Origin of the sequence: Pseudomonas sp. DWP3-1-2 (genome assembly GCF_049896285.1) — a bacterium.
Classification (GTDB): Bacteria; Pseudomonadota; Gammaproteobacteria; order Pseudomonadales; family Pseudomonadaceae; genus Aquipseudomonas.
Genome location: NZ_JAFCTZ010000004.1, coordinates 71,034 through 95,008 on the forward strand (window position 1 = coordinate 71,034; position 23,975 = coordinate 95,008).

Consider the following 23,975-nt stretch of genomic DNA (forward strand, 5'->3'; position numbering starts at 1 on the left):
CATACTTGTGACCTCAGACGCTGGAGTCTGCGCTTTATATCGAATATGCCGAGAAGCCTGCTTTGGTTTCCATAAGGGTCAGTATGCTGAAGAGTTTTCAGGCGGCTGCGCTGGGCGATCATCGCCAGACAAGTCACGTGGTTAAAATGCTGCGCCGAACGGCATTGCTGACAGCCATTTCAGCGGCCTCGATTCTGCATTCCTCCCTGGCGGCGGCCTTGGGCATGGGCGGCATCACCCTGCATTCGGCACTCAACCAGCCCCTGAATGCCGACATCGAACTGGTTGAGACCGCCGGCTTGAGCGCGGACGACATCGTCGCCAGGCTCGCGTCGGCGGACGATTTCACCCGAGCAGGTATCGAGCGGGTCTTCTTCCTTAATGATTTGCGCTTCACCCCGATTATTCACGGCAATCGCGGTGTTATTCGCGTCGTTTCCAGCAAAGCCGTCACCGAGCCTTACCTGAATTTCCTGGTGCAGGTTGTTCGTCCAAACGGCAATCTGTTGCACGAGTACACCGTCCTGCTTGACCCGGCGACATCCCCGGCGGGGGCTGCGGCAATCCGTGGTCGCGCCCAGGAGGCTTCGGCTCAAAAGACGGTTGAATCGCGTATGCCGGTCGCGCCACCTTCCAGCACGCAAGACAAGCGCTACACCGTCGCCAGTGGCGATACGCTGAACTCGATCGCCCGCCGCGTTCAAGGTAATGGCGCGAATGCCTCGGCGGCCCGGCTCGCCGATGGCATTCAGGCGTTGAACCCGCAAGTGTTCAGCAACGGCAAGGGAACCGTGTTGAGGGCGGGGCAAAACCTGCTATTGCCTGACGACGCCGTCGTGCCCGGCCCTGCTTCAGCCCCCGCAGCCCCCGCGCCCGTGCAGGCAAAGGTCACTCAACTGTCTGCCGATGTGCAGCGCAGCGAAGAACAATTGGCGCAAGCGTCGCTGGAAAACCAGCAGATGAATAAAGCGCTGGATGATCTGAAGGCCAAGGTCCTGAAGCTGCAAGAGCAATTGACGGGCAGGGACAAGCAAATCACGGAGCTGCAGACCCGGCTGTCCGAAAAGGCGGAAACCGCTGCGCCGGTAATCGTCCCGGCGGCAGTGCCCGTCAATCCGGCGCCGCCTGCGGCGGTGGAGCCTCAGGAAGATTCCTTGCTGTCGTCGCTCCTGCTGCCAGGCGCGGTTTTGATTCTGCTGCTGTTGCTGGCGCTGGCTTACTCGGTACGACGCGCTCGTCACAAGCAACAATTGTCGGGCGCTGGCCCGGTAGAGTCGCCACTGATCAAGCCCGCTCAGGCCCATGAAACGCCGGTGTACGAAGCGCCTGCGACAGCCCCCCGCGCCGCTCTGCCGGAGCTGTCGACGGTCGCGCAGCGCCCGATTGTTGCTGCGCTTCGTAGTAGCGCAACGCCTGATCCCCTGGATGGCGTGAGTATCTATATCGCCTACGGCCGGTTCGCCGAAGCCCTGGGGATTTTGCGGGGTGCGCTGGTAAAAGATCCGCAACGCACCGATATCCGCATCAAGATCCTTGAACTGCTGGCGGAGCAGGGCGATGCCGCCGGCTTTGCCAGTGAAGAGCAGCAGGCGCTGGCACATGGCGTTGAACCGCACACCCTGGCTGACATCCGTAAACGTCATCCCCAACTCGCCTCCGCGCCCACTCCGGCTGCCCCAGTGATTGCAGTTGCACCGCTGGCAGCGGAACCTGAGCTGGCGCAACTGGACGAAAACGCTGCTGCGGCCCTTAATCCGGAGTCGGATGACGGGTTTCATTTGAACCTGGACGACCTGTCGATGGATGCCGACTGGGATCTTGTGGACCCGTTCGACAGCCCGAAACCTGTGCGGGGTACGCCTGAAGTTGTAGATGCGCCGCAGGAAGAAGACCTGGCGTTTTCCTCCAATCTCACCGAGTTGCCGGAAGTGCTTGAAATACAGGGCGATCAGTTCCTGAGTGACTTCTCGGAGCCTGAACCTGTTGTGCAATCCAACAACGACTCGCTGGACGATGCTTTTCTGGACTCGTTCATGGATGATTCTTCAGAGTTTGATTTGCTGGATCTGGACGAGACCCCGTTGAGCAAGATCAATCAGGCGCAGGTCCTGATCGATGACGGCGACTTCGATACCGCCAGAACGTTATTGCGAGAAGTCATCCAGGACGCCGACGCGCAGCATCAGCAAATGGCCAGGGATCTGTTGACCAGCATCAGTTGAGGGCCGCGCTGCGGTAATCAAGCGCCTGTCATGGGTGTCGCACAAACCTCCCGTTTCGAGAGTGTGTTCTATGTCAGCTGCCAAACCTGAAATCGTCATCACCTACTGCACGCAATGCCAGTGGCTTTTGCGTGCTGCCTGGCTTGCTCAGGAATTACTCAGTACCTTTGCCGACGATCTGGACAGAGTGTCCCTGCAACCGGGAGTCGGCGGGGTATTTCGTATTACCTGCGACGGGGTGCAGATCTGGGAACGCAAAGCCGATGGGGGCTTCCCGGAAGCGAAGACGCTCAAACAACGGGTACGGGACCAGATCGACCCCCAGCGCGATCTGGGGCACAACGACACATCCGGCCACCCGGCCAAGCCATAACCGCTGCCGCTCAAACGCTGGCGGCGATGCGCTGTCACGACACTGCCACAGCTCAGTCACAATCGATTAACCGAACCGGCGCATGATCCTGAAAACTCTGCCGGAGGTTACCCATGAGCAGCGCTCAGCTTGCTAATCCCAGTCGTAAGCAACGCGTACGCACCTTATGGATTTCCGACGTGCACCTGGGGACCCGTGATTGTCAGGCCGAGCATCTGTCGGCTTTTCTCAAGCGCTATCACGCAGACAAGGTCTATCTGGTGGGCGACATCATCGACGGCTGGAAGCTGCGCGGCGGCATGTACTGGCCTCAGGCGCACACCAACGTCATCCGCCGCCTGTTGACCATGAGCAAGCGTGGCACCGAGGTGATCTACGTCACCGGCAATCACGATGAGTTCCTGCGCCGCTATTCGACCCTGGTGCTTGGTAACATTCAGTTGGTGGATGAAGCCGAGCATGTCACTGCCGATGGCCGCCGGTTGCTGGTGATTCATGGGGATCAATTCGATGTGATCACCCGCTATCACCGTTGGTTGGCCTTCCTCGGGGATTCTGCCTACGAATTCACCCTGACCCTCAACCGCTGGCTTAATCATTGGCGGGCGAAATACGGTTATGGTTATTGGTCGTTGTCGGCGTACCTCAAGCACAAGGTCAAGACCGCCGTCAGCTTTATCAGTGACTTCGAAGAAGCCATCGCCCATGAGTGCGTCAAGCGCGGGCTGGACGGCGTGGTCTGCGGGCATATCCATCACGCGGAAATCCGCACGGTGGGCGGGGTGGAATACCTGAACTGCGGGGACTGGGTCGAGTCGTGTACGGCCTTGATCGAACACCTGGACGGTTCAATCGAGCTGTTCCGTCTGGCCGATGCGCACCTGCGGGAGAAAGCGCTGCTCGCCGATCAGGAAACGCCAGCCAGCGAGCCGGTGACCTGATAGTGTCGGCCTGAACAGACACCGGCATCGGGCTTCAGAAAGGCACTTTGCCAAGCACCATGTCGCGGTACATCACAAAGTCGCCCAGCAGGCTGTAGAAAGGGTGCTGGAACGTGGCTGGCCGGTTTTTCTCGAAGAAAAAATGACCGGCCCAGGCAAACCCGTAACCGGCAACGGGCACGAGCCATAACAAACCCCAGTGGCCAGCGCCAACAGCAAAGGCCAGCAGGAAAATCACCAGACTGGTGCCAATGAAGTGCAGGCGCCGACAGGTGCTGTCTGCGTGTTCAGCCAGATAGTACGGATAGAAGTCAGCAAAGCGGTTGAACTGTCTCGTGTTTTCCATGACGGCCCCTCCTGATCGTGTTGCGATTCAGTCTAGCCCAGCGGTGGTGGGTGCTGTGTCAATAAACACCTTTTGCATCAGGACCACAACAAGCGGGTGGCCAGGCATCAATGGCGCCAGAACGACGGGATGCACAGCACCAGCACCGTAATGATCTCCAGCCTGCCCAGCAGCATGCCCAGGGACAGGATCCATTTTGCAGCATCCGGCAGGCTGGCGAAGTTACCCGCCGGGCCGATGGTTTCCCCAAGCCCCGGCCCGACGCCCGACACGGTACTGGCGGCGCCAGTCAGTGCTGTCATCCAGTCCAGGCCCAGCAAGGACAGCGCCAGGGCAATCAGGCAAATGGTGATGGTAAAAAAGAACGAGAAGGTCAGGATTGATCGCACGATCTCGTCGTCAAGACGATGGCCGTTGTACTTCTGCTTGATGACCGCTCGCGGATGAATCAACTGATGCAGGTTGGCCTTGAGCAGGATATACGCCACCTGGAAGCGGAAAATTTTCACGCCACCTGCCGTTGAGCCGGAACAGCCACCGATGAACCCCAGATAGAAGAAGAACATCAGGGCGAAATTGCCCCACAGACTGTAATCCCCAAGGGCAAAGCCAGTGGTGGTCACCACGGACGTGACGTTCAAGGCCACATGGCGCAAGGCCTCGTACCAGGGCAAATCGGTGGTCGCCCAGTACCAGGACCCCATCACCACCCACGTTGCCAGCAGCAGCGTCAGCAATCCGCGGACCTGTTCATCCCGAAACAGCGCGCCTCGGTTGCCGCGCAGTGTGGCGACATACAGGGTGAAGGGCAGGCTGCCCAGAATCATCACCACGATAGCGACCCAGTGCACGGCGGGCTGGTGCCATTTGGCCAGAGAAAGGTCTGAAGTCGAGAACCCGCCCGTGGCAATCGCGGACATGGCGTGATTGATGGCGTCGAACAGGCTCATGCCCGCCATCCAGAAGGCAAGGCTGCCCAAGGTGGTGAACCCGACGTACGCCAGCACAATAAACTTGGCAACCATGTGCGAGCGGGGCATGACCTTTTCCGAGCGGTCCGATGATTCGGTCTGGAACAGGCGCATGCCACCGATGCGCAGCAGCGGCAGGATCGCCACCGCCATACCGATGAAGCCGATCCCGCCGAGCCAGTGGAGCATGGAGCGCCAGATCAGAATCCCCGGTGACATGTTGTCCAGGCCGCTGAGTACCGTGGAACCGGTTGCGGTGATCCCGGACATGCTTTCGAAAAAGGAATCGGTGTAGCTGATGTGTTGTGTCAGCAGGAACGGCAGAGCGGCAAAGATGCACACCACGATCCAGCTGGAAACCGTGAGCAGGTACATGTCCCGGGGACGCAGATGCACGTGTTCCGGGCGACCGGGAATCACCAGCGCGAGCCCGGCGATGAACGTCAGAAGGCTGGCCCAGAGAAAGGAACGCAGGTCTTCGATGCGGTCGAAGATCACCAGGGTCGCCATGGGCACGATCATGGCAATGGCCAGAGTGATCAGGAAGATGCCGATAATGAAACCGATGATACGAAGGGTCGGCAACGCCATGCAGTCGCTCTGACTTGAGTGGGAAAGGCGCCATTCTACCTGCGGACCACAGCAAGTAAACCAATCGGCGTTCGTCAATGGTTGTAAGTAATGGCCGGTAAGCTTCGTTATCTGAGTCTAGAATGCTCAATCATTTTTCAAGGAGGTTGCCCATGGAGGCGCTCGACGTTTTGCTCAATCGTGTTTCCGTACCGCGATTGCTCGACCCCGCACCGGATGCAGCGCAACGGGAAATCCTGTTCGGCGCGGCCATGCGGGCGCCAGATCACGGCCAATTAAGGCCGTTTCGTTTTCTGACGGTCGAAGGCGCAGCGCGGGAACGCATGGGCGACCTGCTGGCTCAAGCCCTGCAAGACAGTGGCGAACAGGTCACGCCCCAGGCTTTGGACAAGGCGCGTCTCGGGCCTTTGCGGGCGCCTTTGGTGGTCGTGGTGATTGCGCGTTTGACGGATCACTTCAAGGTGCCCAGGCAGGAACAATTGATTACCGCAGGCTGTGCCGCCCACAGTGTGTTGCTGGCGGCTTATGCATTGGGTGTTGGTGCCGTGTGGCGAACAGGCGAGCTTGCGTACTCGCCGCTGGTCGCCAAAGGGCTGGGCCTGGCGGCTAATGAGGAAGTGATCGCATTTCTTTACCTGGGCACACCGCAGAATCCGCCGCGTATTGCCGGCAAGGTGGATGTGGCGGATGTTGTCAGTGAGTGGCAGGGCTGAGTGATTACCGGATAAAACGCTCGCGATGGCGACAGAGCAGTCGAAACCGACTCAGATGAAGAGGCGAGTCGCGAGCACATTTACCCCTTCCAAGTCGCCAAAGCACGCACCGTTGATGCCGATAAACCAAGCGAGCGGTGCGAACCCTTCTGCGCTGACGTCCGGCCTTTGCTTCCCGGACGCAACCGTTTAGCCCGCCACCACCAATTCCACCGGTAAATCCAGTGTGGCGATAAAGCCGCCCTCTGGATGATTTGCCAGTACCAGATCCCCGCCATGGCGCTGGGCGGCGCGTTTGGCGATGGCCAGGCCCAGGCCATGCCCCTGCGCGGTCTGGCCGGGTGCCCGATAGAACGGTTCGCCCAGCTGGGCCAGATACTCGTCAGCCACCCCCGGGCCATGATCGCGAACACTCAGCTGCACTCGATCACCCACACGCAGGGCCTGCAGTTCAATCGACTTGCCCGGAGGGTTGAAGCGCAGGGCGTTGCGCAGCAGGTTGTCCAGCGCACGTTCCAGCATGTCAGGCCAGCCTTGCAATTGCAGGCCGTCCTGAGTGCTAACCAGGATCTGCTGATCACCGCCATCGAGCATCGCGTCGTTCTTCAGGCGCAACAGCAGAGCGTTCAAGTCCACCGGTTCAGCGCTGCCGAAATCAGCGTCGAGGCGAGCCAGGGCCAGAATTTCGCTGATCAGCGCTTCCAGTCGGTCACATTCGCGGCTCAGGCGCGGCCAGAGTTTGTCGCGCTCGGCGGGTTCCGCGCGCTCGGCCAATGCCAGGGCGATACGCAGTCGGGCCAGTGGCGAGCGCAGTTCATGGGACACGTCACGCAATAGCTGGCGCTGGCTGCTGATGAGGCTCTGCAGGCGAGCGCCCATGCGGTTGAAGTCCGTCGCCAAAACCCCGAACTCATCACGTCGATTGGCCAACTGCGCCAGGCTGTTCTGTTGATACGTCGTCTGTCCCAGATCGTGAACCGCCCCGCGCAAGCGACTGAGCGGCCGGGTGATCGACAGCGTGACCAGCAGGCTGAACAGCGTCAGCACCACCAGCGCAATGCCCAGGGCACTGAGGGGCCACATCAGGCTGTCGCGGTGCCAGGCGTCCAGTTCCGGATGGGGGATTCGATAAATCAGCAAATACGTTTCGTCCGTTTTCGGGCTGGTGTATTCGGACGTCAGGCGTCGCCATGGCAGTTGCCGCGGATCGGCCTGCTGGCGTGCTTCGAAAGCGGCAGCCCGGGGCGGGAAGGTGCCACGCACCACCGGTTCACCGCTCTCGTTGAGCACTTGCACGTCGATGTGATACTTGCGCTTGAGGGTTTGCAGGTAGTCCTGCGCCGCGTCCGGGCCCTGACTCTCAAACAGCCGGGCCCAGGTTTGCGGCAGTTTGTGCAGACCCGGATGACGACTGAGTATCCATGCGTCTTGATTGAGCATGTGGCCCAGCAGAACCGAAAGGCCTGCAACCAGAGCAATGGCCAGCCAGAAGCTGGCCAGGATTCGCCAGAACAATGAACGCACGTGAAGCCCTCAAATAGGAAAACCCGACACGCTTGGGGAGTGTCGGGTTCAGGTGAATCGTTAGCTTATTGGGCTTTCTGAGCCTTCTGCGCTTTCCAGGCTTCGAACTCTTCACGATCAGCCATGCGTTGTGCACGCTCTTTTTGCATCTCGTCGAATTCCTTCTGTTGATCCGGCTTGAGCAGTGCGCGGATATCGGCCTGGGTCTTGGCGCGCCTGGCTTCCATTTCGTCTTTCATGGATTTTTGATCAGCGGCTGGCAGTTTGGCCAGGTACTTCTCGGTAACCTCCTTGCGATCATGCATCTGCGCACCCATCAGTTTGCCGATTTGCTGACGCTGTTCTCTGGTCAGGTCCAGTTCGGCGAGGGGGCCGCGATCATGCATGCCCATACCCATGCGTGGGCCTTCGTGGCAAGGACCGTCGCGGCCAGGGCCGTCAGCGGGTGGCATCGCCATGGCGACGGTAGGCAGGGCAGCAGCGAACATCAAAGCGATCAGAGTCTTGCGCATGGTGTATCTCCTTGTCTCGAATCCGGCTCGTTGCCGGTTGAGACCAGTTTAGGGAGATCAAGGTCAAGGGCGGTCAGGTCAGCGTAAAGCTTCGGTAAAGAGGGTCTTCCCAGGGCTGACCGGGTGGCGGCATTTCCTGGGTTGATCAAGAGCCTGCCCTGCCGCCTTGCGAACTCAATCCGCGCCTGCGTCCGTCGCTAGACCGCGTAGTAATACCCGCGACTGCGCAGCGCCACGATGCGTGGGCGTCCGTCGGCGTGAGGGCCGATCTTCTTGCGCAGGTTGCTGACGTGCATGTCCAGGCTGCGGTCGTAAAGTGTCAGTTTGCGACCCAGTGCCAATTGCGCCAGCTCCTGCTTGTCCAGCGGCTCGCCGGGTTGACGCAGCAGGGCTTCTAGCAGACGGCTTTCCGACACCGTGAGGGTCAGTTCCTTTTCGTCGATGATGACCACGCCGCGCATCGGGCTGAAACACAAATCGCCCAGCTCCAGTTGAGTCGACACCGCTGTCGGGTGGCTGCGCCGCAGCACCGCACGCAGGCGCGCTGTCAGCTCACGGGGGTCGCAGGGTTTGGCCAGGTAGTCATCGGCACCCAGTTCCAGCCCGAGAATACGGTCCAGAGGTTCGCCACGCGCCGACAGCATCAGCACGGGCAGGTCCGGGTGATCGGTACGCAGTTGCTTGAGCAATTCCAGGCCGCTGCCATCGGGCAGCATCACGTCCAGCACGACGGCTGCCGGTGCCGACTCAGCAAGGGCTCGCCGGGCACTGTTGCCGTCGTGACAGGCGTGCACCACAAACCCTTCCTGGCTTAGCCAACTGCTCAGAAGCTCACAGAGCTCCTGATCATCATCTATTAGTAACAGCTCGCTCATGTTTCACTCAATTTAGCCACTGCCGACGCTTTCTACGCGAACCGCTGGCAAAAATACCGCACAAAAGGGCGATTATCGCAACGCCACCCCCCGCGACAAACCACTGTTGTTGCTCCGTCAGAACGCGCTGGGGCTCGACGGATTGTGACTCTTTGAGCTGCAATTTGAGCCTTTGGTTCTCCTGGCGAAGACGGCTCAGTTGCGCACTTTCGCGTTCGGCGCTGGCGTTTTGCAGCTGCTTGATCAGTTCTTCGCGCTGGTGCTCGCTCTCGAGCAGGCGCTGTTGAAGCTCATTGACCTGGCTCTGCTCAATCGACTCGGTCTCGGCGGGCGCAGTCAAATCATCTGTGGGCTCGGCCTGCGCAGGTGTCGCCACCATGATCAATACCGTTATTAACAGACATCGCGGACCTGAACGCATCTGAACCCCTGTTTTTCACGCAGTGTTTGTATAGAACATTCAGAAGGTTGTCGGCAGGGAGGCAAGAATGATTAATAGCAAGCGGGTGTCGTGCGATTGCCGCCCGGGCCGGGTGGCAATCGCCGTGTTTCTCCCGTTATTAAGGAAGGACCTGCTTGAACGGTTTAACCACGACATTGCCGTAGACACCGGCTTTCACGAACGGATCGGCATCGGCCCACGTCCGGGCGGCGCTCAGGGAGTCAAACTCGGCGACGATCAGGCTGCCGGAGAAACCGGCCGCGCCTGGATCATTGCTGTCCACTGCAGGATGGGGGCCGGCCAGCACCAGACGGCCTTCATCCTTGAGCGCGTTCAGGCGCTCAAGATGCGCCGGACGAACGCTCAGGCGTTTTTCCAGAGAGTTTTCAACGTCTGTGGCAATGATTGCGTAGAGCATGTCAGTCCTCGGTTTTTGTGGACGGTGGAGGTGAATCGGGATCGTGCATGTGGCGGGCAAGAAACACGCCCTGGCCGATCAGGAAAACCAGCGTCATGCCCAGGCTGCCGAAGACTTTGAAGTCGACCCAGAATTCCTGATAGGTAAACGCCACATAGAGATTGGCCGCGCCGCAGAACAGGAAGAAGATGATCCAGGCAATGTTCAGTTTGAACCAGATCGCCTGCGGCAGGGACACCGCATGGCCCATGATGCGCTGGATCAATGGCCGGTCACCGATGAAGTGACTGCCCGCAAACGCCAGGGCGAACAACCAGTTGACCACCGGCGCTTTCCACTTCAGGAAGGTTTCGCTGTGGAACGCCAGCGTCAGGCTGCCGAAGACCAGGCAGGCCACCAGGGTCAGCCATTGGCTTTTTTCCAGTTTGCCTTGCTTGACGAACAGAATGCCGTAGACCACCACCGAACTGATAATCAGCATGGCGGTCGCACTGAATATGCCGCCCACGGTCATGCTCTGACCCAGGATGTCGACGGTGCGAGGCTCGATTTTATAAACGATGAAAAACAGCAACAGCGGGATGAAGTCGATGAATTGTTTCACAATGGCAGCCAGAAGCAGGATGTGACGGCATAATAACAAACATCAATGATAGCGAAAGCGCCACCTATGAATGTTGACCTGCACTGCCACAGCACTGCTTCCGATGGCGCCCTGGCGCCCGCGGATCTGGTAGCGCGTGCTTATGAAAATGGCGTGCGCGTCTTGTCCCTGACCGATCACGATACCCTCGAAGGCCTTGCAGAGGCCCGTACTGCGGCGCATGCGCTGGGTATGCATCTGGTGAACGGCGTCGAATTATCCTGCACCTGGGGCGGTGCAACCATCCATATCCTGGGCTATGGTTTCGACGTCAATGCGCCACTTCTGGTCGAGGCTATCGCCCGTTTGCACAGCGGACGCTGGCTGCGTGCCGAAGAAATAAGTCGTAAATTGGCGATCAAAGGTATGCCCGGCGCGCTGGAAGGTGCCCGGGCGATCCAGCAAGAGCTGGGCGACAGCGGCAACGCACCGGCCCGGCCGCACTTTGCGGACTTCATGGTGCGTCAGGGTTTCGTCAAGGACCGGGCCGAAGCCTTCCGCAAATGGCTGGGTGCCGGCAAGCTGGGCGACGTCAAGCTGCACTGGCCGACGCTGGAAGACACCGTCGCCATGTTGCGCGCTTCCGGAGCCTGGGTCAGCCTTGCGCACCCCGCACATTACGATTTCACCCGTAGCAAGCGTCGTAAACTGGTCGCCGAGTTTCTTCAGGCTGGCGGCCATGCCATAGAAGTGGTCAACGGGCTGCAACCTGCCGAACAGGTCGGGACACTGGCCATCCTTGCTCGTGAGTTCGGTCTGCTGGTAAGCGCCGGCAGCGATTTTCACGCGCCGGGTGCCTGGTCCGAGATCGGCATCTATCGACCGTTGCCCGAGGATTTGCCACCACTTTGGTGCCGATTCAAACATGACCAGCCTACTGCCGCCTTCTGAACAGGACGTTACCGTGAGTCAATTTTTCCAGGTCCACCCGGAAAACCCGCAGCCGCGCCTGATCAAACAGGCCGCAGAAATCATCAAGGCCGGCGGGTTGGTGGTCTATCCCACTGATTCTTCTTACGCATTGGGTTGCCAGATCGGCGATAAAAGCGCCATCGAGCGAATCCGTCGCCTGCGTCAACTGGACGACAAGCACAACTTCACCCTGATGTGCTGCGACCTGTCGCAACTGGGGCTGTTCGCCAAGGTCGATACCGGCGCGTTTCGTGCCCTCAAGGCCCACACGCCGGGGCCGTACACGTTCATTCTCAGCGCCACCCGGGAAGTGCCGCGGCTGGTGTTGCATCCCAAGCGCCGAACCATCGGTTTGCGGGTGCCGGGTCATCCCATCGCCCAGGCGTTGCTTGAGGAACTGGGCGAGCCGCTGATGAGCGTCAGCCTGATCATGCCGGGCGAAAGCGTACCCATGAGCGATCCGTACGAAATGCGTCAGGTGCTCGAGCGTCAGGTGGACTTGATCATTGATGGCGGCATTGGCGGTATTTCCGCGTCCACCGTTATCAACCTGGCCGACGGTGAGCCTCAGGTGATACGCGTAGGCTGTGGCGATCCGACACCCTTCGGTGTTGAAGCGTAATGACGATGGCCCAAGCAATGGACAGTCAGGCTGACGCGCAGCAAGAGCTGCCGTTTGCCATGGTCTATGGCCAGGCGGTCATGCAGATGCCTCTGGATCTGTATATTCCGCCGGATGCGCTTGAGGTTTTTCTCGAAGCCTTCGAGGGGCCGCTGGACCTGCTGCTCTACCTGATTCGTAAACAGAACATCGATATCCTCGACATCCCGGTGGCCGAAATCACCAAGCAGTACATGGGTTACGTCGAGTTGATGAAGACCGTGCGCCTGGAGCTCGCAGCCGAGTATCTGGTGATGGCGGCCATGCTCGCGGAGATCAAGTCGCGGATGCTGCTGCCGCGCTCGGCCGAAGTTGAAGCGGAAGAAGAAGACCCTCGCGCCGAGCTGATTCGACGTCTGCAGGAATACGAACGCTTCAAGGCTGCCGCCGAGGGCATCGACCGGCTGACCCGCGTGGGCCGTGATGTCAGCGTGCCCAAGCTGGACGCCCCGGAAGCCCGAGCCCGCAAGTTATTGCCGGATGTCAGTCTCGACGAGTTGCTGATGTCCATGGCCGAAGTGCTGCGCCGTGGCGATATGTTTGAAAGCCATCAGGTCAGTCGCGAAGCATTGTCCACCCGGGAACGCATGAGCGACGTGTTGGAGCGCCTTAAAGGTGGCGGTTTCGTGCCGTTTGCCGAGCTGTTCACCGCAGAAGAAGGGCGGCTTGGTGTGGTGGTGACGTTCATGGCCGTGCTTGAGCTGGTCAAGGAGTCCCTGGTGGAACTGGTACAGAACGAACCCTTCGCGGCGATCCATGTCCGGGCGCGAGCCGAATAAGAGCAGATCAATGAACCTCAACGAACCCCGCGAGCTGGCGCCTTTGCTCGAAGCTTTCTTGTTGGCCTCGGGCAAGCCGCAATCGCTGGAGCGCCTGTTCGAATTGTTCGAAGAGGGCGAGCGACCGGCACCGCCGGTGTTCAAGAAAGCACTGCAATTGCTGCACAAGTCCTGTGAAGGGCGTGCCTTCGAACTCAAGGAAGTGGCTTCCGGCTACCGGCTGCAGATTCGCGAAAAGTTCTCGCCGTGGGTGGGGCGCCTCTGGGAAGAACGTCCGCAGCGTTACTCCAGGGCGATGCTGGAAACCATCGCGCTGATTGCCTACCGCCAGCCGATCACCCGGGGTGAGATCGAAGATGTGCGCGGTGTCGCGGTCAACAGTCATATCGTCAAGACCCTGCTTGAACGTGAGTGGATCAGGGTCGTGGGTTATCGCGATGTGCCGGGCAAACCTGCGATGTTCGCCACGACCAAGGGCTTTCTCGATCATTTCAACCTGAAGAACCTCGACGACCTGCCACCGCTGGCCGACCTGCGCGAGTTGGAGCCAGACCCGATTCTGGACTTCGACGACGCCCCGGTCCCGGCGCACCTGCAGGCATTGGCGGACGCCAGTCTAGACCCGGATGCCGAACCGGAGCCGCCGCGGGATGAAACCAGCTTCCGTAGCCTGTTGGTGGAACTCGACTCCATGGAGCAGGGGTTGAAGATTGATTTTGATGATTTATTGATTGATCAGCCCGATACAGAGTCTGAATTGGCAGATGACCCGCCGGACGACAAGAATCCGGGTGCCTGAAACCCGAATGCACCCCGATCTGTTGGAGCGAGCGGGTGTGGGTCGCGCGACACGCAATCTCCACAGGACCCTCGATCATGAGCAGCAAAAACCCTTGTATCAGCCTCTGCAAGTTCGACGACGATATCTGTCTCGGCTGCGGCCGCAGCAAGAAAGAAATCAAAAGCTGGAAGAAGATGGACAAGGGCGAGCGACACGCGGTGTTGGTGCAATCCGAGCTTCGTCTGGCCGCATTCAAGAACGCCGGTCGGCGGAAAAGAAAGTAACGGGCCCTTTTTCGACTGGCCTGTGATGCGCAACGAGCCTCTTGAGCGTATGATTCCCGACCTTTTGGCGATTCATGCTCGCCACAGGTTTTCAGTATTTTCGCTCTGCGGCTATCCACAGCCCGGAGCAGCAGGTCGCGCCGGTCCTCGGCGCTCCCTGAATCGACACACCGGGAGGTGCCCAGATGAGTGATAAAGACAAGCAGGACAGCCAGGAAATCGGACCCGCAGGTGAAAAACTGCAGAAGGTTCTGGCGCGTATTGGTGTGGGTTCGCGACGTGACGTCGAAGCCTGGATCAGCCAGGGCCGGATCAAGGTCAATGGCAAGGACGCGACCCTGGGTCAACGCGTCGACATGCATGACGCCATCACCGTTGATGGTCGTGTGATCAAGCGCGAAGAGGCAGCCGAAACGGTTCGCCGCGTCATCATGTACAACAAACCGGACGGCGAAATCTGCACCCGTGACGACCCTGAAGGTCGTCCAACGGTGTTTGATCGCCTGCCGCGTCCGAAAGAAGGCCGTTGGGTCAACATTGGCCGCCTGGACATCAACACCACCGGTTTGCTGATGTTCACCACCGACGGTGAACTGGCCAACCGCCTGATGCACCCGTCCTTCGAGATGGACCGCGAATACGCGGTGCGCGTCCGTGGCGAAGTCGATGACGACATGCTGCTGCGCCTGAAGAACGGCGTGATCCTCGAAGACGGTCCGGCACGTTTCACCGACATCAAGCAGGCGCCGGGCGGCGAAGGCTTCAACCATTGGTATCACTGCGTGGTCATGGAAGGTCGCAACCGCGAAGTCCGTCGCCTGTGGGAGTCTCAAGGGTTGGTGGTCAGCCGTCTGAAGCGCGTGCGCTACGGGCCGGTGTTCCTCAACTCTGACCTGCCGATGGGCCGCTGGCGCGAAATGAGCCAGTACGAAGTCGACGTGCTCAGCGCTGAAGTCGGCCTTGAGCCGGTTGCTCAGCCGCAGATGAACGCCAAGACCAAAGACAAGATGGAGCGCTTGCAGCGTCAGTCGTCCCGTCCATTGGGCAAGGGCGAGCGTGTGCGTACCTTGCGTCCGGCTGCGGGTGCAGTTGCTCCGACGGGGGATCGTGCGCCGCGTCAGCCACAAGTGACTGGCAGCGAGCGGGACCGTCCTCGTGGCGATTCCACTCAGCGTCCGTCGGGCCCACGTTCCGAGTCTGGCCGTGGTCAACGTCCTGCCGGTTCGCGCAACGATCCGAGCAAGCCGTCACCACGTACCCCGCGTCCAGCCAATGGTCGCACCGACAGCAGCCGTGGTACGCCCGTGGCCGAGCGTCCGAGCGATGTCAGCAAGCGTCCGGCAAAACCTGGAAACAAACGTCCGGGCATTACGCTGGTAGACGACGCGCCGTCCGGCAAGCGTCGTGGCCCGCCGTCGGGTTCGGGCCAGCGTCCGGGCTTCGGTCGTCGCAAGCCGCAGTAAACGTTGTGATGTAACACATGAACGCCAACTGAAAAGTTGGCGTTTTTTTATGCGCGTGCAAACCGCTGAACTGTCCCCTAAAAGCTGGACGGTCTTGTCAGGCAGTTCGCGGCTGGGTTCTGTAGACGTTCGCACCGTGGGACCGGCTTTAGCCGGGAAGGGTTATTTCAAGCGATGCAGATGCAGCGAACGCCCAGGCCTCTTCCCGGCTGAAGCCGGTCCTACGAGGAGAACAACAGTTCCCGGCTGAAGTCGGCCGATGGACGATAGGTTTGCGTTTGAACTGTGCTGAATATTTGCCCATGAAAACACCCCAAAGGCTGGATAAGCGTCCAACATTTGGGGCGCAGTTCACCGCCGCTTCAGACCTTGTGACAATTGATCCCGCCGCAGTGTGACCCGTTGAGCTAAGCCATTAGATGACTTTTGCAGTAACCGGGGTGGACGTGTATGCGCACAGGGATGTTCGCGCTGGCTTTAGGGATGTTGCTGTTACGTTTTCTGCCGCAGCTACCACCGACCTGGCTGTTGCTGGCGATGCCGGTTGTCGCCTTGATGCTGCTGCCGTTTCGCACTTATCCACTGGCATTTTTTCTGTTCGGTCTGACGTGGGCCTGCACCTCGGCGCAATGGGCGCTGGATGATCGGCTGCCGCCACGGCTGGATGGGCAGACCCTTTGGCTGCAGGGCAAGGTCGTCGGATTGCCCGCTGTCGCTGAGGACGTGGTGCGTTTCGAGCTTGAAGACGCCAAGTCACGCAGATCCCGGTTACCTGAACGCATCCGCGTTGCCTGGTATGGCGGGCCGACGGTGCGCAGTGGCGAGCAGTGGCGTCTTGCCGTCAAACTCAAGCAGCCGGGTGGGTTGGTCAACCCCCACGTATTCGATTACGAGGCGTGGCTACTGGCTCAGCGGATCGGCGCCACCGGAACAGTCGTGGATGGGCAGCGATTGTCCGTCGCGGGTGGCGGTGGGCGGGATGCCTTGCGCCAACGCTTGCTGGCAGTTGATGCGCAGGGTCGCGAAGGCGGCCTGGCTGCATTGGTGTTGGGCGATGGTTCGGGGTTGACGGCGGCTGACTGGCAGACCCTGCAGAACACCGGCACGGTGCATTTGTTGGTCATTTCCGGGCAGCACATTGGTTTGTTGGCGGGTGTGATCTATGCGTTGATCGCCGGATTGGCGCGGTGGGGGTTATGGCCCCGGTTTTTGCCCTGGCTGCCTTGGGCCTGCGGTCTGGCGTTCAGCGGGGCGCTGGGTTACGGCCTGCTCGCCGGATTCGACGTGCCGGTACGCCGGGCCTGTGTCATGGTCGGCCTGGTGTTGCTCTGGCGCTTGCGTTTTCGTCATCTTGGGGTGATCTGGCCCTTGCTGCTGTCGCTCAATGCTGTCTTGCTGCTCGAGCCGCTGGCCAGTCTTCAACCGGGGTTCTGGCTGTCGTTTCTGGCCGTGGGCATTCTGGTCATGATTTTCAGCGGCCGACTGGGTGCCTGGAGCTGGCTGCGCAGCTGGACGCGGGCGCAATGGCTGATCGCCCTGGGTTTACTGCCGGTCCTGTTGGCGCTGAACCTGCCGGTCAGCCTGAGTGGACCGCTGGCTAACCTGATCGCTGTGCCTTGGGTCAGCTTCGTCGTGCTACCTCCCGCATTGCTCGGCACCTTGTTATTGCCGGTGCCCTATGTCGGCGAAAGCCTGTTGTGGCTGGCCGGTGGTGCGCTGCACGTGCTGTTTATATTTCTAGGTTGGGTTGCCGATGGGGTGCCCGTCTGGGTACCCCGGGCGATACCGCTGTGGGCATGGACGTTGAGCCTGTTGGGCGCTTTGATGTTGCTGCTGCCCAGCGGCATCCCTTTGCGCGCTTTGGGGTGGCCGTTAGTGCTGTTGTGTGTGTTTGCGCCGTCGAAGCCTGTACCCCATGGGCAGGTCCAGGTGCTGCAACTGGACGTCGGCCAAGGTTTGGCGATCCTGTTACGCACCCGCGAGCACGCCCTGTTGTATGACGCCGGGCCACGCTTTGGCGAATTTGATATCGGTGAGCGCGTTGTGTTACCGGTCATCCTGAAAGTCGGTGTGCGCAAGCTGGACCTGATGCTGCTCAGTCATGCCGACGCCGACCACGCCGGTGGTGCGTTGGCGATCCAGCAGGGTTTGCCTGTCGCCCGTGTCCTGGGCGGCGAGCTGGAACGACTTGCCCCGCAACTGGATGCCCGAGTGTGCCGGAACAACGAAACCTGGGAGTGGGACGGCGTAACGTTTTCGACCTGGCGTTGGGAGCAAGCGAAAGAGGGGAATCAGGCCTCATGCGTCCTGATGGTCGAGGCCAATGGCGAGCGCTTGTTGCTGACCGGAGATATCGACGCCGAGGCCGAGGCGGCAGCCTTGCAGAGTGACTTCGACGTGCGCGCCCACTGGCTGCAGGCGCCGCACCACGGCAGCCGAACCTCGTCCTCAAAACCGTTCCTGCGCGGCGTCAACCCTCGGGGCGTCTTGATCTCCCGGGGGCGCAACAATGCGTTCGGGCATCCCCACCCCATCGTCATGTCGCGCTATGAATGGTTTGGCATTCGCGCCTATGACAGCGCGGAATCCGGCGCGATCAGCCTGCAACTGGGTACGTTCGGCGCGCCTGAGGTCGAACGACGTCGCCCGCGTTTCTGGCGTGACTCATCCAAAGGATATTGATCACAGGCTTCGGCCATTTGACGACCCTATGGTAGAGTGGCGCCACTTTTTTCTGGGGGTCGTCACTGTGTGGGAACTGGTCAAGTCAGGTGGCTGGATGATGCTGCCGATCATTCTGAGTTCCATCGCCGCGTTCGGCATCGTCATCGAACGTCTCTGGACCTTGCGTGCCAGCCGGATCGCGCCGCCCCATCTGCTGGGGCAGGTCTGGCGCTGGATCAAGGAAAAGAAGCTGGACAACGAAAAGCTCAAGGAGCTGCGCGCCGATTCGCCATTGGGTGAAATCCTGGCGGCGGGCCTGACCAACTCCAAACATGGTCGCGAGATCATGAAGGAGTGCATCGAAGAGGCGGCCGCCCGGGTTATTCATGACCTGGAACGCTACCTCAGTGCCCTGGGCTCGATCGCTGCCATGGCGCCTTTGCTGGGTTTGCTCGGTACCGTGCTGGGCATGATCGATATCTTCGCCTCATTCAACGCCACCGGTAACACCGCCAACGCTGCGGTTCTGGCGGGCGGTATTTCCAAGGCGCTGATCTGTACGGCTTCCGGACTGATCGTTGCCATTCCGGCGATTTTCTTTCATCGTTTCCTGCAAAGCCGGGTCGACGAACTGGTTGTCGGCATGGAGCAGGAAGCCATCAAGCTGGTTGAAGTGGTGCAGGGCGACCGTGATGTCGACCTCAACGATCCGAAAGTCGAACTCAAGGCTCAGGCCCGGGGTGAGGGCAGGAAGAAGTGAAATTTCGTCGCCGCAAGGTCAGGGAGAACATCGACATCAACCTTGTGTCGCTGATCGATGTGGTGTTCATCCTGTTGCTGTTCTTTATTGTGACCACGACGTTCACTCGCGAAACCCAACTGCGGGTCGACCTGCCTCAGGCCGTGACCGGCACGCCGGATGCCGACGTTGATCGCAAGCATCTGGATATCACCATCAACGCCGATGGGGTTTTCTCCGTGAACAATCAGTTGTTGCCCAAGAACGATCTGGCAACATTGATCGACGCCCTGCAGCGTGAGTCCGCCGGTGATACCAGTCTGCCCCTGACCATCAGCGCGGACGGCAAAACCCCCCATCAATCAGTGATTACCGCCATGGATGCGGCGGGCAAACTGGGTTTCAGCCACTTGCGCATGACCACCGTAGAGGCCGCATCGGCTAACTGATGGCACTCTCCGACCGCTTGCTTGCCGCCTGGTATGCCGGTCATCCGGCACTGGCGCTGTTACGCCCGTTGGAAAGCTTGTATCGCCGGGTCGTCGAGGGCAAGCGTGCGCGCTTTCTGGCCGGGCAGGGTGAAATCTACCGGGCGCCGATTCCGGTGGTGGTTGTGGGTAATATCACCGTGGGTGGCACCGGCAAGACGCCGTTGATCCTGTGGATGATCGAGCATTGCCGCAGTCGCGGGCTGCGTGTGGGCGTTGTCAGCCGGGGTTATGGCGCAACGCCGCCCAGTCTGCCCTGGCGCGTGGCGGCTGACCAGAGCGCCGCTCAGGCCGGGGACGAACCGCTGCTGATCGTGCAGCGTACCGGCGTCCCGTTGATGATCGACCCGGATCGCGCCCGAGCCGTGCGTGCCTTGCTGGACAGCGAACCCCTGGACCTGATTCTTTCCGACGATGGCCTGCAACATTATCGCCTTGCCCGGGATCTGGAACTTGTGCTGATTGACGCGGCCCGAGGCTTGGGGAATCGACGCTGTTTGCCTGCCGGTCCCTTGCGCGAACCCGTCGAACGCCTGAACAGCGTCGACGCGCTGCTCTATAACGGCGCCAGCGCTGATCGTGACGACGGCTATGCATTCCAGCTCCAGCCTGCCGCGCTGGTCAATCTGCGCAGTGGCGAGCGCCAGCCGGTGGATTATTTCGCGCCGGGGCAGGCCGTCCATGCTGTCGCCGGGATCGGTAACCCGCAACGTTTCTTCAACACGCTCGAAGGGCTACACTGGCGGCCTGTCGCTCACGCGTTTGCGGACCATGCCGCGTACAGCGCGCAGGCGCTGACGTTCACGCCGTCGCTGCCCGTCGTCATGACCGAAAAGGACGCTGTGAAATGCCGGCCCTTCGCGGCGGATGACTGGTGGTTCCTGGCCGTGGATGCCGTGCCTTCAGCCGCTTTTGTCAGCTGGTTCGATTCGCAGTTAACACGTCTTTTGCCATGATTCGCTCAGGATTTCCTATGGACACCAAATTGCTCGACATCCTCGCTTGCCCGATCTGCAAAGGACCGCTCAAGCTCAGCCCCGATAAAACCGAACTGATCAGCAAGGGCGCTGGCCTGGCTTATCCTATTCGTGATGGCATTCCGGTCATGCTCGAAAGTGAAGCGCGCACCCTGACCACCGACGAGCGTCTGGATAAATGACTGCGGTTTTCACGGTCGTCATTCCCGCTCGTTACGGCTCCAGCCGTTTTCCGGGCAAGCCGCTCAAGGAAATCGCTGGCAAGCCGATGGTCCAGCATGTCTGGGAGCAGGCTCGTAAAAGCAGCGCTGCACGGGTGGTCATTGCCACGGATGACGCGCGTATCGTCGACGCATGCCGTGCCTTTGGCGCCGAAGTGCTGCTGACCCGCGAAGACCACAACTCCGGCACCGACCGCTTGGCCGAGGTGGCTACACAACTCGGCCTGGCGGCAGACGCCATCGTGGTCAATGTTCAGGGTGACGAACCGATGATCCCGCCTGCGGTGATTGATCAGGTCGCTGATAATCTCGCGGCGCACCCCGAAGCACGCATGTCGACCCTGGCCGAGCCCATCGACGACGTTGCTGCGCTGTTCAATCCCAACGTGGTCAAGGTCGTTTGCGACATCAACGGCCTGGCGCTGACCTTCAGTCGTGCGCCTTTGCCATGGGCGCGTGATGCGCTGGCCAAGAGCCGCGATCAACTGCCAGCGGATGTTCCGTATCGTCGGCACATCGGCATTTATGCCTATCGTGCGGGATTTCTTCAGGACTTCGTCAGTTGGGGGCCGTGCTGGCTCGAAGACACCGAATGCCTGGAGCAACTGCGGGCGTTGTGGCATGGCGTGCGGATTCACGTGGCCGATGCTGTGGAGGCTCCGCCTGCGGGCGTGGACACCGCTGAAGATCTCGAGCGTGTCAAACGCTTGCTGGAGGTTTGACGTTGCAGGTGCAGTCCGCCGTTTCCCTCAAGCCGTTCAATACCTTTGGCGTTGATGTGCAGGCGCAGCGGTTCGCCCAGGCCCACAATGACGACGACGTGCGCGCCGCACTGGCGTATTGCGCGGCGCATGACCTGCCGCTGATGGTGGTGGGCGGTGGCAGTAATCTGCTGTTGACCGCCGATGTCAACGCATTGGTGCTGCGCATGGCCAGTCGCGGTATTCGTATTGTTCGCGAAGACTGCTTGCAGGCGATCGTCGAGGCCGAGGCGGGCGAACCCTGGCACCCCTTTGTGCAGCATTGCCTGGAACTGGGGCTGTGCGGTCTGGAAAACCTGAGCCTGATTCCAGGGACCGTGGGCGCCGCTCCGATGCAGAACATCGGCGCCTACGGCGTGGAGATCAAAGACGTTTTTCATAGCCTGACGGCGCTTGATCGCCAGACGGGCGAGCTGCGTGACTTCTCGCTGGATGAGTGTGCGTTTGGCTACCGTGACAGCATTTTCAAACACGACGCCGGGCGTTGGCTGATTTTGCGGGTGCGTTTTGTTCTGAGTCGTGTCGCTCAATTACACCTTGAATACGGTCCGGTGCGTCAGCGTCTGGACGCGTTGGGCATCCAGCAGCCGACCCCCTTCGATGTCAGCAAGGCTGTCTGCGCGATCCGCAGCGAAAAACTGCCTGACCCCGCCGAACTCGGGAATGCCGGCAGCTTCTTTAAAAATCCGCTGGTTGCCGCTGAACTGGCGGCGCGCATCAAAGTCAATCATCCGGGGCTTGTGGGTTATCCCCAGGCTGACGGGCAGGTAAAACTGGCCGCGGGCTGGTTGATCGAGCAGGCCGGCTGGAAAGGCTACCGTGAAGGGGATGCTGGCGTGCATCGCTTGCAGTCCCTTGTACTGGTCAACTACGGCCATGCCACTGGCTTGCAGTTGCTGGCGCTGGCGCGGCGTATTCAGGCCGATATCGCCGAGCGCTTTGATGTAACGCTGGAAATGGAGCCGAATCTCTACTGAGTCGGCGCCTCCCGATTCATGCCTCTGGGCTGAATGCTTTTAACGAGAACAAACCCGATGGATAGCGTTGACTTGAATGTCCTGCGCAGCGTGCTGCAATGGCGCCGCGCAGGTCAGCGTGTGGTGCTGTATAGCGTGGTCCAGACCTGGGGCAGCGCCCCTCGGCCGCCCGGCGCAATGCTGGCCTTGCGCGAAGACGGAGTGGTCATCGGCTCGGTTTCCGGTGGCTGTATCGAGGATGACCTGATCGCCCGATTACAGGATGGCCGGTTGCAGCGGGGCGGGGAGAGCGTCGAGCTGATCACCTATGGCGTCACCCTCGACGAGGCCGCACGATTCGGTCTGCCTTGCGGCGGCACCCTGCGCCTGACGCAAGAGTGGGTTGACGATGAGCAGTGGGTTGCAGAGCTTTTGCAGCGCTGCGAGGACCATCAGATCGTTGCCCGTGAACTGAATCTGCACACTGGGGAAGTGACCCTGCACAGTGCCCGGCGCCATGACGTGGTGACCTTTGATGGTGACACCTTGCGCACCCTTTACGGTCCTCGTTGGCGCTTGTTGTTGATCGGCGCAGGGCAGTTGTCCCGGTATGTTGCAGAAATGGCCCGGTTGCTGGATTTCGACGTGCTGATCTGCGATCCACGCACCGAGTTTTCATTCGGCTGGGAAGACCAGCAAGCCCGATTCGTGCCCGGAATGCCCGACGATGCAGTACTGACCATCGAAACCGACGAGCGGACCGCCGTAGTTGCCTTGACGCACGATCCACGTCTGGACGACATGGCGCTGCTGACCGCGTTGAATTCACCGGCGTTTTACGTGGGCGCGCTGGGGTCGCGGGTCAACAGCCAGAAGCGCCGTGAAAACCTCGCGTTACTGGGTTTGAGTGAAACCGCTATCGCCCGCTTGCACGGTCCAATCGGCCTGCACATCGGCAGCCATACGCCGGCTGAGATCGCGCTGTCGTTGATGGCTGAAATCGTCTCCATCAAGAACGGCATCGCCTTGAAGCAGAAAAAGCCGCTTACTGCCGAGGCTGCGCGTTGATCCATGACGTCTGCGCCATTGTGTTGGCCGCAGGGCAGGGCAGTCGTTATCGAGCTGTCGCTGGCGGTGACTTGCACAAGCTGTTGGCACCTTGCCAAGGGCGTGACGCAATCGTTCGGCCGGTGCTGGAGCACGTGCTGGTCGGGCTGAGCGAAGTCGTGGTTAAGTGCCTGTTGATCACCCGCCCGGAGCTTGTAGACGTCTCCCGACTTGGGCGGCGTTACGGTTGTGAGGTACTGCTACTGGATTCACCCGGGATGGGCGACAGTCTTGCAGCAGCGGTCGCCGCAGCCCCCGATTATCGTGGCTGGGTGGTAGCGCTTGGCGATATGCCCTTTATCCTGCCAGGCACCCTCGACCAAGTGATTGATTCCCTGCAGGACGACGCCATCAGCGTGCCTGTCTATCAAGGTCAGCGCGGTCATCCGGTTGGTTTTGGACGCAGTTTCGGTTCGGCATTGATGAGCCTGACAGGCGATCAGGGTGCCAAGCGGCTGTTCCAGACAGCCAGGGTGCAGACCATCGAGGTGGATGATCCTGGCGTGTTGTGGGACGTGGACGTGCCCGAGGCGTTGGTCTTTAAGTATTGAGCGCGAGTTTTCAGGTGTTCTCGATACCTATAAAAAAGCTATAAAACAGCCATAAAACAC

Annotated in this window: 27 protein-coding genes; 19 read left to right on the forward strand and 8 right to left on the reverse strand. The window is 60.3% G+C overall.

Annotation, left to right across the window (positions count from 1 at the left end; translation table 11 throughout):
* The first annotated feature begins 83 nt into the window (after positions 1-83).
* The 3 genes from ACP7B0_RS12255 to ACP7B0_RS12265 all read left to right on the forward strand — a co-directional run bounded on the left by ACP7B0_RS12255 (position 84) and on the right by ACP7B0_RS12265 (position 3,536).
* A complete protein-coding gene (locus ACP7B0_RS12255) occupies positions 84-2,222 on the forward strand; it encodes a FimV/HubP family polar landmark protein (protein ID WP_426141632.1) in 2,139 nt (712 codons plus the stop codon).
* A gap of 70 nt (positions 2,223-2,292) precedes the next feature.
* Positions 2,293-2,595 (forward strand): SelT/SelW/SelH family protein, encoded by a 303-nt coding sequence (locus ACP7B0_RS12260; protein WP_426141634.1) that lies wholly within the window; start codon positions 2,293-2,295, stop codon positions 2,593-2,595.
* A gap of 113 nt (positions 2,596-2,708) precedes the next feature.
* Positions 2,709-3,536, forward strand: a complete 828-nt coding sequence (locus ACP7B0_RS12265) for a UDP-2,3-diacylglucosamine diphosphatase (RefSeq protein ID WP_426141635.1) — start codon at positions 2,709-2,711, stop codon at positions 3,534-3,536.
* A gap of 34 nt (positions 3,537-3,570) precedes the next feature.
* Here ACP7B0_RS12265 and ACP7B0_RS12270 read toward each other — a convergent pair whose 3' ends face one another.
* Positions 3,571-3,882, reverse strand: coding sequence for an Mpo1-like protein (locus ACP7B0_RS12270; RefSeq protein ID WP_426141636.1), 312 nt, complete (start codon positions 3,880-3,882; stop codon positions 3,571-3,573).
* Positions 3,883-3,989: 107 nt separating this feature from the next.
* Positions 3,990-5,444: a TrkH family potassium uptake protein gene (locus ACP7B0_RS12275; protein ID WP_426141637.1), complete on the reverse strand. Its 1,455-nt coding sequence runs from the start codon at positions 5,442-5,444 to the stop codon at positions 3,990-3,992.
* 152 nt (positions 5,445-5,596) lie between these two features.
* On the opposite strand from ACP7B0_RS12275, the gene ACP7B0_RS12280 reads away from it, so the two are divergent.
* On the forward strand, positions 5,597-6,157 hold the full coding sequence (locus ACP7B0_RS12280) for a nitroreductase family protein (protein WP_426141638.1): 561 nt from the start codon (positions 5,597-5,599) through the stop codon (positions 6,155-6,157).
* Between the two features lie 189 nt (positions 6,158-6,346).
* Here the strand turns inward: ACP7B0_RS12280 and ACP7B0_RS12285 are convergent, their stop codons facing one another.
* The 6 genes from ACP7B0_RS12285 to ACP7B0_RS12310 form a co-directional block, all read right to left on the reverse strand.
* On the reverse strand, positions 6,347-7,681 hold the full coding sequence (locus ACP7B0_RS12285; protein ID WP_426141639.1) for a sensor histidine kinase: 1,335 nt from the start codon (positions 7,679-7,681) through the stop codon (positions 6,347-6,349).
* Between the two features lie 65 nt (positions 7,682-7,746).
* Positions 7,747-8,193 carry a Spy/CpxP family protein refolding chaperone gene (locus ACP7B0_RS12290; protein ID WP_426141640.1) on the reverse strand — a complete coding sequence of 149 codons (447 nt, stop codon included), beginning with the start codon at positions 8,191-8,193 and terminating at the stop codon, positions 7,747-7,749.
* A 197-nt stretch (positions 8,194-8,390) separates the two neighbouring features.
* Positions 8,391-9,068 (reverse strand): response regulator transcription factor, encoded by a 678-nt coding sequence (locus ACP7B0_RS12295; protein ID WP_426141641.1) that lies wholly within the window; start codon positions 9,066-9,068, stop codon positions 8,391-8,393.
* Between the two features lie 7 nt (positions 9,069-9,075).
* Positions 9,076-9,489: a translation initiation factor 2 gene (locus ACP7B0_RS12300; protein WP_426141642.1), complete on the reverse strand. Its 414-nt coding sequence runs from the start codon at positions 9,487-9,489 to the stop codon at positions 9,076-9,078.
* 139 nt (positions 9,490-9,628) lie between these two features.
* The gene (locus ACP7B0_RS12305) at positions 9,629-9,928 is read right to left on the reverse strand and encodes a YciI family protein (RefSeq protein ID WP_426141643.1); all 300 of its coding nucleotides are present in this window, start codon (positions 9,926-9,928) and stop codon (positions 9,629-9,631) included.
* A gap of 1 nt (position 9,929) precedes the next feature.
* On the reverse strand, positions 9,930-10,532 hold the full coding sequence (locus ACP7B0_RS12310) for a septation protein A (RefSeq protein WP_426141644.1): 603 nt from the start codon (positions 10,530-10,532) through the stop codon (positions 9,930-9,932).
* Between the two features lie 66 nt (positions 10,533-10,598).
* Between ACP7B0_RS12310 and ACP7B0_RS12315 the strand changes: the two genes are divergently transcribed.
* The 15 genes from ACP7B0_RS12315 to ACP7B0_RS12385 all read left to right on the forward strand — a co-directional run bounded on the left by ACP7B0_RS12315 (position 10,599) and on the right by ACP7B0_RS12385 (position 23,915).
* The gene (locus tag ACP7B0_RS12315; RefSeq protein WP_426141646.1) at positions 10,599-11,462 is read left to right on the forward strand and encodes a PHP domain-containing protein; all 864 of its coding nucleotides are present in this window, start codon (positions 10,599-10,601) and stop codon (positions 11,460-11,462) included.
* A gap of 13 nt (positions 11,463-11,475) precedes the next feature.
* Positions 11,476-12,105 (forward strand): L-threonylcarbamoyladenylate synthase, encoded by a 630-nt coding sequence (locus ACP7B0_RS12320; protein WP_426141647.1) that lies wholly within the window; start codon positions 11,476-11,478, stop codon positions 12,103-12,105.
* Positions 12,106-12,164: 59 nt separating this feature from the next.
* Positions 12,165-12,923: a segregation and condensation protein A gene (locus tag ACP7B0_RS12325; RefSeq protein WP_426141880.1), complete on the forward strand. Its 759-nt coding sequence runs from the start codon at positions 12,165-12,167 to the stop codon at positions 12,921-12,923.
* Positions 12,924-12,933: 10 nt separating this feature from the next.
* Entirely contained in the window at positions 12,934-13,722 is a 789-nt protein-coding gene (gene scpB, locus ACP7B0_RS12330; protein ID WP_426141648.1) for an SMC-Scp complex subunit ScpB, read from the forward strand.
* A 74-nt stretch (positions 13,723-13,796) separates the two neighbouring features.
* A complete protein-coding gene (locus ACP7B0_RS12335) occupies positions 13,797-13,988 on the forward strand; it encodes a DUF1289 domain-containing protein (RefSeq protein ID WP_426141881.1) in 192 nt (63 codons plus the stop codon).
* Between the two features lie 185 nt (positions 13,989-14,173).
* Positions 14,174-15,451 (forward strand): 23S rRNA pseudouridine(2605) synthase RluB, encoded by a 1,278-nt coding sequence (gene rluB, locus ACP7B0_RS12340; RefSeq protein WP_426141649.1) that lies wholly within the window; start codon positions 14,174-14,176, stop codon positions 15,449-15,451.
* Between the two features lie 450 nt (positions 15,452-15,901).
* Complete coding sequence (locus tag ACP7B0_RS12345; RefSeq protein ID WP_426141650.1) at positions 15,902-18,133, forward strand: DNA internalization-related competence protein ComEC/Rec2; 2,232 nt, start codon at positions 15,902-15,904, stop codon at positions 18,131-18,133.
* A 67-nt stretch (positions 18,134-18,200) separates the two neighbouring features.
* Positions 18,201-18,875: a MotA/TolQ/ExbB proton channel family protein gene (locus ACP7B0_RS12350; protein ID WP_426141882.1), complete on the forward strand. Its 675-nt coding sequence runs from the start codon at positions 18,201-18,203 to the stop codon at positions 18,873-18,875.
* Positions 18,872-19,303, forward strand: coding sequence for an ExbD/TolR family protein (locus ACP7B0_RS12355; protein WP_426141651.1), 432 nt, complete (start codon positions 18,872-18,874; stop codon positions 19,301-19,303). Before ACP7B0_RS12350 ends, ACP7B0_RS12355 begins: the two co-directional genes overlap by 4 nt.
* Positions 19,303-20,298: a tetraacyldisaccharide 4'-kinase gene (gene lpxK, locus ACP7B0_RS12360; protein ID WP_426141652.1), complete on the forward strand. Its 996-nt coding sequence runs from the start codon at positions 19,303-19,305 to the stop codon at positions 20,296-20,298. The genes ACP7B0_RS12355 and lpxK overlap by 1 nt, the downstream gene beginning before the upstream one ends.
* Before the next feature lie 17 nt (positions 20,299-20,315).
* On the forward strand, positions 20,316-20,501 hold the full coding sequence (locus tag ACP7B0_RS12365; protein WP_426141653.1) for a Trm112 family protein: 186 nt from the start codon (positions 20,316-20,318) through the stop codon (positions 20,499-20,501).
* Positions 20,498-21,262: a 3-deoxy-manno-octulosonate cytidylyltransferase gene (gene kdsB / locus ACP7B0_RS12370; RefSeq protein ID WP_426141654.1), complete on the forward strand. Its 765-nt coding sequence runs from the start codon at positions 20,498-20,500 to the stop codon at positions 21,260-21,262. Before ACP7B0_RS12365 ends, kdsB begins: the two co-directional genes overlap by 4 nt.
* The gene (gene murB / locus ACP7B0_RS12375) at positions 21,259-22,278 is read left to right on the forward strand and encodes a UDP-N-acetylmuramate dehydrogenase (RefSeq protein ID WP_426141655.1); all 1,020 of its coding nucleotides are present in this window, start codon (positions 21,259-21,261) and stop codon (positions 22,276-22,278) included. Before kdsB ends, murB begins: the two co-directional genes overlap by 4 nt.
* Before the next feature lie 57 nt (positions 22,279-22,335).
* Complete coding sequence (locus tag ACP7B0_RS12380; RefSeq protein ID WP_426141656.1) at positions 22,336-23,325, forward strand: XdhC family protein; 990 nt, start codon at positions 22,336-22,338, stop codon at positions 23,323-23,325.
* Positions 23,322-23,915, forward strand: a complete 594-nt coding sequence (locus tag ACP7B0_RS12385; RefSeq protein WP_426141657.1) for a nucleotidyltransferase family protein — start codon at positions 23,322-23,324, stop codon at positions 23,913-23,915. The genes ACP7B0_RS12380 and ACP7B0_RS12385 overlap by 4 nt, the downstream gene beginning before the upstream one ends.
* Positions 23,916-23,975: the final 60 nt, after the last annotated feature.